Source organism: Mesorhizobium sp. M1A.F.Ca.IN.020.06.1.1, assembly GCF_004023265.1.
Classification (GTDB): Bacteria; Pseudomonadota; Alphaproteobacteria; order Rhizobiales; family Rhizobiaceae; genus Mesorhizobium.
Genome location: NZ_RZSR01000130.1, coordinates 1 through 9,119, shown reverse-complemented (window position 1 = coordinate 9,119; position 9,119 = coordinate 1). Strand labels below are relative to the sequence as shown.

General features: G+C 64.1%; 10 protein-coding genes. 6 read left to right on the top strand and 4 right to left on the bottom strand.

Annotated features, from left to right (window positions below; genetic code table 11):
- Window positions 1–466: FxsA family protein (locus tag EOA60_RS08530; protein ID WP_128311241.1), on the bottom strand; the 466-nt coding region annotated here is incomplete at its 3' end.
- Window positions 467–669: 203 nt separating this feature from the next.
- Between EOA60_RS08530 and EOA60_RS08525 the strand changes: the two genes are divergently transcribed.
- The 4 genes from EOA60_RS08525 (at window position 670) to EOA60_RS08510 (ending at window position 3,520) form a co-directional block, all read left to right on the top strand.
- Entirely contained in the window at window positions 670–1,377 is a 708-nt protein-coding gene (locus tag EOA60_RS08525; protein WP_066991466.1) for a Tim44/TimA family putative adaptor protein, read from the top strand.
- A gap of 130 nt (window positions 1,378–1,507) precedes the next feature.
- On the top strand, window positions 1,508–2,611 hold the full coding sequence (locus EOA60_RS08520; RefSeq protein WP_095825206.1) for a murein transglycosylase A: 1,104 nt from the start codon (window positions 1,508–1,510) through the stop codon (window positions 2,609–2,611).
- Window positions 2,608–3,132 (top strand): Smr/MutS family protein, encoded by a 525-nt coding sequence (locus EOA60_RS08515; protein ID WP_095799549.1) that lies wholly within the window; start codon window positions 2,608–2,610, stop codon window positions 3,130–3,132. The genes EOA60_RS08520 and EOA60_RS08515 overlap by 4 nt, the downstream gene beginning before the upstream one ends.
- A gap of 25 nt (window positions 3,133–3,157) precedes the next feature.
- Complete coding sequence (locus tag EOA60_RS08510) at window positions 3,158–3,520, top strand: helix-turn-helix transcriptional regulator (RefSeq protein ID WP_066991880.1); 363 nt, start codon at window positions 3,158–3,160, stop codon at window positions 3,518–3,520.
- Window positions 3,521–3,530: 10 nt separating this feature from the next.
- Here EOA60_RS08510 and EOA60_RS08505 read toward each other — a convergent pair whose 3' ends face one another.
- From EOA60_RS08505 to EOA60_RS08495, 3 genes are all read right to left on the bottom strand, one after another.
- Entirely contained in the window at window positions 3,531–4,148 is a 618-nt protein-coding gene (locus EOA60_RS08505) for a transglutaminase-like cysteine peptidase (protein WP_067323497.1), read from the bottom strand.
- A gap of 220 nt (window positions 4,149–4,368) precedes the next feature.
- A complete protein-coding gene (locus EOA60_RS08500) occupies window positions 4,369–5,646 on the bottom strand; it encodes a polyhydroxyalkanoate depolymerase (RefSeq protein ID WP_095825104.1) in 1,278 nt (425 codons plus the stop codon).
- A gap of 234 nt (window positions 5,647–5,880) precedes the next feature.
- Window positions 5,881–6,243, bottom strand: a complete 363-nt coding sequence (locus EOA60_RS08495) for a septal ring lytic transglycosylase RlpA family protein (RefSeq protein ID WP_095825103.1) — start codon at window positions 6,241–6,243, stop codon at window positions 5,881–5,883.
- Between the two features lie 944 nt (window positions 6,244–7,187).
- Here EOA60_RS08495 and EOA60_RS08485 point away from each other — a divergent pair.
- Window positions 7,188–8,624 carry a pyridoxal-phosphate dependent enzyme gene (locus tag EOA60_RS08485; RefSeq protein WP_095825102.1) on the top strand — a complete coding sequence of 479 codons (1,437 nt, stop codon included), beginning with the start codon at window positions 7,188–7,190 and terminating at the stop codon, window positions 8,622–8,624.
- The coding region (locus EOA60_RS08480) for a PLP-dependent transferase (protein ID WP_206628110.1) at window positions 8,621–9,119 on the top strand (499 nt) is incomplete at its 3' end. The genes EOA60_RS08485 and EOA60_RS08480, both read left to right, overlap by 4 nt.

Below are 9,119 nucleotides of genomic sequence, written 5' to 3'. Positions count from 1 at the left end.
TGTGATCCGGCCCGCGCTTGTAGTCGTCCTGGCGCGAAAAGTCGCTGTCATCGAGATCGATGACCCTGTCGCGGCGGCGGGCCGAAAAGCCGCTGCTGAAGCTGGTCGCCATCACGATGCGGTTCTTGAGCAGGCGCCAGGCAAGATCGCGCACCGGCGGCAGGAGCAGCAGGATGGCGACAATGTCGGTGATGAAGCCCGGAATGATGAGCAGGAGTGCCGCCAGCACGATCATCGCGCCATGCGCGAGTTGGCGGCTTGGATCGCGCCCGGCATCCATTTCCGTCCGCACCCGCGCCATCACGCCGAATCCCTGGTGCCGAAGCAGGAGGCTGCCGGCAATGGTGGAGAGGATGACGAGCCCGATCGTCGCCAAAGCGCCGACTTCACGGCCGACGATGACGAAGCCGGCGATCTCCAGAAGCGGCAGCAGGAGCAGGAACAGGGGAATGAACGAAATGCGCAAATTGAGACCGGTCGCTTTCTTCTTTTGCGGGCCTCGCGGGAAATCGCCGCTGGCACTGGGACCTTTAGATAGGTATGGCTGGCTTTGATTTGAATGATTGCGCCCGCCGTTCTATATGCTTTGGGTAATGAACGCTATGCGACCGCCGCCATTCTAGGGGCTCTGGTGGTCCGGCCTGGACAGGGATCGAATTGGCGGAAGATATGGGTTTCTTCGACTTCGGCACGATTTTCTTTTTGATTGCGGCGGTTGTGATCTTCTTCCAGCTTCGCAACGTGCTGGGCCGTCGCACCGGAAACGAACGCCCGCCCTTCGATCCTTATTCGGCAAGCCGCACGCGCGAGCAGGATGCGGCGCAGAAGTCCGAGAATGTGGTGTCGCTGCCGCGCAAGCGCATGCCGGGGGAACCGGCGGCGGAGACCTATGCCGCGATCGACGCTTTCGCCAAGCCGGACAGCGATCTCAACAAAGGCCTGCGCGCGATCAAGGACAACGATCCGTCCTTCGATCCCAAGACCTTTATCGACGGCGCCAAGATGGCCTACGAGATGATCGTCATGGCCTTTGCCGACGGCGACCGCAAAACGCTGAAGAACCTGTTGTCGCGCGAGGTCTATGACAGCTTCGTCGCCGCGATCGGCGAGCGCGAGGCGAAAGCGGAAAAGATCCAGTCTTCCTTCGTCGGCATCGACAAGGTCGATGTCGTCGCCGCCGAGATGAAGGGCACCGAGGCGCATATCACGCTGCGCATCGTCAGCGAGCTGATCTCGGCGACCCGCGACAAGGTCGGCGCCGTCATCGACGGCGATCCGGAAAAAGTCGCCGAGGTCAAGGACGTCTGGACCTTCTTCCGCGATACCCGGTCGCGTGATCCGAACTGGAAGCTGGTCGCCACGGAAGAAGAAGATTGACCTAGAGCATGATGCCGAAAAGTGTGGAGCGGTTTTCGGACGCCATCATGCTCCATCTCTTCAATTTGGAGCCGGATTCAGATTTCAGGTCGATCCGGCCTGAAATCATCCGGCTCTAGTGGCGGCTGTCATGTCGCTGTCTTCGGCATTCAAGGAAAAATCCTTCGGCGACCTGCCCGGCTGGGACGAGGATGATCACCTCGCCGCCTTCGCGGCGTTCAAACGTTCGGCTTTCCACGTACTGACCAAGCCCTATCGAACCGGTTCGCTCGGCGTCGCGTTCGCCGCTTTCGCCGAGGCCTATACTGAGGCGCGCTCCGTTTCGCCGGCGAACCGGTCGGAGGCGCGGTCCTTCTTCGAGCGCCATTTCGCTCCCGCTTTGGTGGCGGCCGGCGGCGGCGCCGGCCTCGTCACCGGCTTCTACGAGCCCGAGGTCGAGGCCTCGCCGGTGAGGACGGAGCGGTTCACGGTGCCGCTGCTCTCCCGTCCCGCCGATCTGGTCGACATCGACGATAAAAATCGCCCCCTCGGAATGGATCCCTATCTCGCCTTCGCGCGCGCGACGACGACAGGTCCGGTCGAATATTTCGATCGCGGCGCCATCGAGCGCGGCGCGCTGTCCGGGCGGAACCTCGAGATTGCCTGGCTCGCCGACAAGGTCGATGCCTTCTTCATCCATGTGCAGGGAGCGGCGCGGCTGAAGATGGCCGATGGTCGGCTCTGCCGCGTCACCTATGCCGCAAAATCCGGCCAGCGCTTCACCGGGCCGGGCAGGATCTTGAGCGAGACCGGCGAAATCCCGCTGGAAAAAGTGACGATGCAGTCGATCCGCGCCTGGTTCAAGGCGCATCCTGAGCGGGTCGACGAGATCCTCTGGCAGAACCGCTCCTACATCTTCTTTCGTGAGGCGCCGGTCGACGACCCGGAGCTCGGTCCCATTGCCGCCGCCAAGGTGCCGCTGACGGCCGGCCGCTCGGTCGCCGTCGACCGGCTGCTGCACACCTTCGGCACGCCCTTCTATATTGTTGCGCCGACGCTCACCGCCTTCGGCGGAAAACCGTTCCGGCGGCTGATGATCGCACAGGACACCGGCTCGGCCATCACCGGAGCGGCGCGAGGCGATCTCTTCGCCGGCTCGGGCGATGCCGCGGGCGAGATCGCCGGCGTCGTGCGCAACGCCGCCGACTTCTATGCGCTGGTTCCGCGCGGGCTGGTCGATAGGGGGTACGCGTGAACCGCCGCCACGACACGCTGAGCGACGACGATCGCATCCTCTGGAACCTGGTGGCGCGCACGACGCGGCCCCTCAAAGGCAAGGCCGCGGTCGAGATTCCCGATATTGTCGAGCCGACGCCGGCGCCGGCGCCCACGCCCGCCAACGGCGTTCCCGCCGCTGCCGCGAAGCCGAAGCCGCAGCACGTCGCGCATTCGCTTGACGACCAGACCCACGAGAAACTGAAAAAAGGCCGGCTGCCGATCGAGGGCAGAGTCGATCTGCACGGCATGACGCAGGACGAGGCCTATTCGCTGCTCCTCACCTTCCTGCACCGCGCCCATGCCGGCGGCATCCGCTATGTGCTGGTCATCACCGGCAAGGGCTCATCGTCCGGCGGCGACGGCATCCTGCGCCGCTCGGTGCCGCACTGGCTGTCGACCCCGGCTTTCCGGCACCTGGTCTCGAGCCACGATCACGCCGCCCGCAACCATGGCGGCTCGGGCGCGCTCTATGTGCGGCTCAGGCGGACGCGCGCATGAGGACGCCGGCCATGAGGACGCAACTGTGACCCCGTTCGGCGAAAGGCTGAGGGCGCTGCGCGCCGAGCGCGGCGTCAGCCAGAAGGCGATGGCGCAGGCCATCGGCGTCAGCGCCGCCTATCTGTCGGCGCTCGAGCATGGCCGCCGCGGCGCGCCGACCTGGACGCTGATCCAGAAGATCATCGGCTATTTCAACATCATCTGGGACGACGCCGAGGACCTTGCCCGCCTCGCCGAAACCTCGCATCCACGGGTCAGGATCGATACGTCGGGCCTGTCGCCGGCCGCGACCGAACTGGCCAATCTTCTGGCCGAGAGCATCGAGAAGCTGGACGAGGCGGAGCTGCGCCGCCTCAGCGCGTCGATTCGTGCGGCGCTGAGAAGGTAGGTCCCGAGATCTACTGCACCGAGCCGACCAGCAGCTGCTGGCCATCGCGGATCGACACCCAGCGGCCGGTGTTGTCGATCGCCTGGCGCTTGAGATAACGGTAGCCGGTCTCATCCCAGGCTTGGACCTTATCGGTCAAATTGTCGAGGATGTAGTCACCCTTATCGGTGCGCACCGTCAGCACGGAATGGCCTTCGCCGTCGGGCTTGCGCACTACGGTGATCAAGAGATCCGCAAGCGAGATGCCCATGCGGTAGAGCTGGCGCCGCTTCTCCAGCACATAGTCCTCGCAGTCGCCAAAGCCGTTGTCCGGATAGGTCCAGACCTCGTCCTTGCCGTAATTGTCGAGATCGCTCATCGGCTTGACGGCGGCGTTGACCCTGGCGGTCACGTTGATCAGCTTGCGCCACAGAGCATCGGTCAGCTTGGCCGGCGCGAGATTGGCCGGGCGAATGTTGCATTCGCTCGGATGCGTCTTGCAGAAATCATAATGTCCGATCGGCTGCGAGGTCAGGCCGCCGGTGGCCATGGCGCCGGCAGCCCATGCCGGAACCGCCCAGTGGGCCGAGATCGCCAGCCCTGCGACTGCACACAAACGCAGCATCCGCGCCATCGGTGAGGAAGTCATTGTCCCCCGGGGTCCGCCCTTGTTTATTAACGAAACGTTAAGGGGGATTTACAGTCCGTGTCAATTGAAGACAACGGCTAGTTTGGTGGCATGGTTACCCGCCAGGCCCGCATAGCGGCAGTTTGGCAACAGCGGCGTCGGGACGCCGGTCAGCCCTGAACATTGGTTCCACGGAAAGGTCACGCGCTTTGAGCGGCGCCGAGCCGCGTCCGCTTCCCGCTCAGCTCTTGGCGGAACGGACCAGCTTCGGCTTCGCCGCCAGGCGGGTCTGGCGGCCGTAGCTGGAGATGAAGTCCAGAATGCGCGGCACGATCTCCGACCGGAACCGCGAGCCGTTGAAGACGCCGTAATGGCCGACGGCCGGCTGCATGTAGTGGGCTTGCCGGTCGGCCGGAACGTTCACGCAAAGCTCATGCGCGGCCTGGGTCTGGCCGAGCCCGGAAATGTCGTCGTTCTCGCCCTCGACGGTGAACAGCGCGACGTTGCGGATCGCCTGGGGATCGACGGCCTCGCCGCGATGCGTCATCTCGCCCTTCGGCAAGGCGTGGCGGACGAACACCGTATCGACCGTCTGCAGGTAGAACTCCGCCGTCAGGTCCATCACCGCCAGATATTCGTCATAGAAGTCACGGTGCTTCTCGGCGCTGTCGCCGTCGTTTTTCACAAGGTGCATGAAGAAGTCCTTGTGGGCGATGATGTGGCGATCGAGATTCATGCTCATGAAGCCCGAAAGCTGCAGGAAGCCGGGATAGACATCGCGGCCGAATCCGGGCACCGGCCAGGGCGCCTGCATGATGACGTTCTCGCGAAACCAGTCGGTGCCCTTTTCCCCGGCGAGCAGATTGACCGCGGTCGGATTGCGGCGGGTATCGATCGGCCCGCCCATCAGCGTCATGGTTGACGGCACGAAGGGGTCGCCGCGCTTTTCCATCAGCGCCACCGCCCCCAACACCGGCACCGAGGGCTGGCAGACTGCCATCACATGGGTATCGGGACCAAGCGCGTGGAACATCTCGATGACATAGTCGATATAGTCGTCGAGATCGAAGCTGCCCTGCGACAGCGGGACCATGCGGGCGTCGACCCAGTCGGTGATGTGCACGTCGGCGTGAGGAAGCATCGCCTCGACCGTGCCGCGCAGCAGCGTCGCATAATGGCCGGACATCGGCGCCACGATCAGTAGCTTCGGATCGGGCTTGCGGCCCGCGGGAAGCTGGCGCTCGAAGCGGACGAGGTTGCAGAACGGCTTCGACCACACGGTTCGTTCGGCGACGTCGACGCTCTTCCAGTCGACCACCGCCTTGGTCAGGCCGAATTCAGGCTTGCCGTAGCGGCGCGTCGTGCGCTCGAAGAGTTCCGCGGCTGCCGCGACCGAGCGTCCGAGCGCCGTATGCGAAACCGGATTGAGCGGGTTGGAATAGAAGAACCGCACCGCATCTGCGTAAAGGCGGGCGGGCTGCAGCGCCGCATGGTTCAGTTCGTAGAGCTGGTAGAACATCAAGAACCCCGCTGCTGCCTGACGACCAAAGGGCCGACGAGCAGCGCCGAGCCTTGAATGTCTCGCAGTGAGGTTAACAAGATATTGTTGCGATGCAATACGTCAATTGCCGTGACGAATGCTGCTTTGGTCCAAACTGTTGAAAACTCGTCACGTATGGCGGAGCCGGCTCACTGTGCGCTGCCGCAATGTGTAGGAAATATGTCCGGCTCCCTCTTGCCGGACATCGACATCTTAAACGCGCGCCATGCAGACTGCGGTGTGGCCCGAGCCGATGAAGCCGAGCTGGGTGGCGGCGCCGCGGGAGAGGTCGAGCACGCGGCCCCGGACGAACGGGCCGCGATCGTTGATGCGCACGACGACGCTGCGGCCGTTGTTCTTGTTGGTGACCCTGAGCTTGGTGCCGAACGGCAAGCTGCGGTGCGCTGCAGTCAGCGCGGCGGGGTTCATGCGCTCGCCGGAGGCGGTTCTGGAATGCAGCGCGTACCAGGAAGCGCGGCCGCATTGTGCGGCGGCTGAAGAGGCGGAAGAGGCGCCAGCCATCAGGCCAGTCGCGATCGTTGCCGCGACAAGCGCGGTGCGGTTGGTTTTATTCATCTTTTAGGGGTGGGCTCCGTTATAGACACCCCGCCGTAAGTGCCGAATGAGGCATGAAATGCGGCAAGCGTCTGGCGGTTCCATGGCAAAGGCACACGTTTGGAGTCGCCGCGAAACAGTTTGTCATGACATCTCCCGCGAGCGCCAGCGTATTCTTCATGGAGACCGACCCGGTTTTGCAGGAAGTCCCGAGTAGGAGGGGCCCTCGGGGCGCAAGTAAAAGAGGAAACGATCGCTTCGCTTCCTTCTGCTCCTTTACTGCGCGCGCGTTCCGGTGAAGGATCGACTTCGCGCGGGGATCTCGCCGATGCGACTGATCAGGAATTTACTGGCGCTGATCGGCCTCCGTTGGGCAAACCGCCCGCGCGTTTGATCCGACCGGCAAGACGGCGCCGCGCGTCCGGTTGGACGGTCGAAGCGACGCGCGCAGACTCCCGCCGTCGGACCGCTGACGCCGGGCACCTCTTCGAGATCGACGCCATCCCTACATCCGCGCGCAACGCGCGAAGCTCAGCAAGCAGTTGCTGGGGTGAAATTTCTGCTGAGGTCGGCGCTCTACGGCGCCCCCTCTGGCCTGCCGGCCATCTCCCCCACAGGTGGGGAGATCAGATGTCGCGTCGGCTTTCGCCAATCGCCAACATTTGCAAGCAAGGGCGCCAAGGGTCGAGCTCCAATCTCCCCCCTTGTGGGGGAGATGTCCGGCAGGACAGAGGGGGCGCTGTCCCGCCGGCTTTCAACATTTAGAGGCGGTGTGCTGCGCCGCCCGTGAAATTCCATTCCGCCACTCGTCGCCGGAATGGCACGATCTATCTTCTTTCCGGATGGAAAGGGCTGGAAAAGACAACAGCGTGTGATCTGCGAACCCGGCATGGAGTTCGGCAGCCATCATGCGCAGACTGGTGACGGCCGATCCCGTCGGAACTGCTTCCCATGGAGGGTCCGAGATGAGCGTGCACAGGAAAGCGGCGCCGGACGGCGCGGAAAGCGCTTTGTCGCGGTTGCGTCCGCCTTACGCCTCCGTGCTCGACCTGATCGGCCAGACACCGGTGGTCGAGCTCACCAAATTCGATACCGGCAAGTGCCGGCTGTTCATCAAGCTCGAGAGCCAGAACCCCGGTGGCTCGATCAAGGACCGCATCGCGCTGTCGATGATCGCGGCCGCCGAGAAGGATGGCAGGCTGAAGCGCGGCGGCACCATCGTCGAGGCCACCGCCGGCAACACCGGCCTCGGCCTCGCCCAGGTCGGCATTCCCAAGGGCTACCGCATCATCCTCGTCGTGCCCGACAAGATGTCGCGCGAGAAGATCCAGCATCTGCGCGCTTTGGGCGCCGAGGTGCGCATGACCCGCTCCGATGTCGGCAAGGGCCATCCCGAATATTACCAGGACATGGCCGAGAAGATCGCCGCCGAAATTCCCGGCGCCTTCTATGCCAACCAGTTCGCCAATCCCGCCAATCCGCTGGCGCACGAAAGCACCACCGGCCCGGAAATCTTTTCGCAACTCGAAGGCGATGTCGACGCGATGGTGGTCGGCGTCGGTTCCGGCGGCACGCTCACCGGTGTCGGCCGCTTTTTCGCGAAGCATTCGCCGAAGACCGAGATGGTGCTTGCCGATCCGGTCGGCTCGGTGCTGGCGCCGTTGATCAAGACCGGCAAGATGACAGAGGCCGGCAGCTGGACCGTCGAAGGCATCGGCGAGGATTTCGTGCCGCCCAATGCCGATCTGTCGCTGGTCAAGAAAGCCTATTCCATCCCCGACAAGCAGAGCATGCTGGCGGTGCGCGACCTGCTGTCCAAGGAAGGCATCCTGGCCGGCTCGTCCTCCGGCACGCTTCTGTCGGCGGCACTGCGCTACTGCCGCGATCAGACGACGGCCAAACGCGTGGTCACCCTCGTCTGCGACAGCGGCAACAAATATCTGTCGAAGGTCTTCGACGACATCTGGCTCGCCGAGCAGGGCTTGGCCGACCAAGAGCAGCATGGCGACCTGCGCGACCTCGTCATGCGCTCGCCGCGCACTGGTGACATCGTGACCGTTGGCCCCGAGGAAACCCTGCTCAACGCCTATGGCCGCATGCGCCGCTCCGATGTCTCGCAGCTACCGGTGCTGGATGACGGCAAGCTCGTCGGCATCGTCGACGAGAGCGATATCCTGGCCAAGGTCGACGGCCCCTATGACGGCCGCTGGGATCGCTTCAACGCCCCGGTGCGCACGGCCATGACCTCGAACCTGCACACGCTGCAGGCCAGCCAGACGCTCGACGCGCTGCTCCCCGTCTTCGACCGCAACGAGGTCGCCATCGTCTTCGAGGGCGACGAATTCATCGGCCTGATCACCCGTATCGACCTGATCAACCATCTGAGGCGTCGCGCAAAATGACTTCGAACGGCAAGAACCGCCTGGCCTTTTCCACTCGCACCATCCATGGCGGCCAGAGCCACGATCCACTGACCGGCGCGGTGATGGTGCCGATCTACGCCACCTCCACCTATGGCCAGCAGTCACCCGGCGTGCACAAGGGTTTTGAGTATGCTCGCAGCCAGAACCCGACGCGCTTCGCCTTCGAACGGGCCTTCGCCGACCTCGAAAGCGGCCCCGCGGCCTTCGCCTTCGCCTCAGGCCTGGCCGCGATAGCCACGGTGCTGGAGCTTTTCGACGCCGGCGTCCATGTGGTGGCCACCGACGACATCTATGGCGGCTCGTTCCGGCTCATGGAGCGGGTGCGCAAGCGTTCCGCCGGCCTGCAGGTCAGCTTCGCCGACTTCACCGATCTCGCCGCCGTCGAGAGTGCGATCCGCTCTGAGACAAAGCTGCTCTGGGTCGAGACGCCGACCACCCCGCTGCTGCGCGTCGTCGACCTCGAAGGCCTGGCGG

What these genes read in the sequence shown, in the direction of transcription:
- EOA60_RS08525 (WP_066991466.1), top strand. Translation starts at nt 670, where the DNA reads ATGGGTTTCTTCGACTTCGGCACGATTTTCTTTTTGATTGCGGCGGTT.
- EOA60_RS08520 (WP_095825206.1), top strand. Translation starts at nt 1,508, where the DNA reads ATGTCGCTGTCTTCGGCATTCAAGGAAAAATCCTTCGGCGACCTGCCC.
- EOA60_RS08505 (WP_067323497.1), bottom strand. Translation starts at nt 4,148, where the DNA reads ATGACTTCCTCACCGATGGCGCGGATGCTGCGTTTGTGTGCAGTCGCA.
- EOA60_RS08500 (WP_095825104.1), bottom strand. Translation starts at nt 5,646, where the DNA reads ATGTTCTACCAGCTCTACGAACTGAACCATGCGGCGCTGCAGCCCGCC.
- EOA60_RS08495 (WP_095825103.1), bottom strand. Translation starts at nt 6,243, where the DNA reads ATGAATAAAACCAACCGCACCGCGCTTGTCGCGGCAACGATCGCGACT.
- EOA60_RS08485 (WP_095825102.1), top strand. Translation starts at nt 7,188, where the DNA reads ATGAGCGTGCACAGGAAAGCGGCGCCGGACGGCGCGGAAAGCGCTTTG.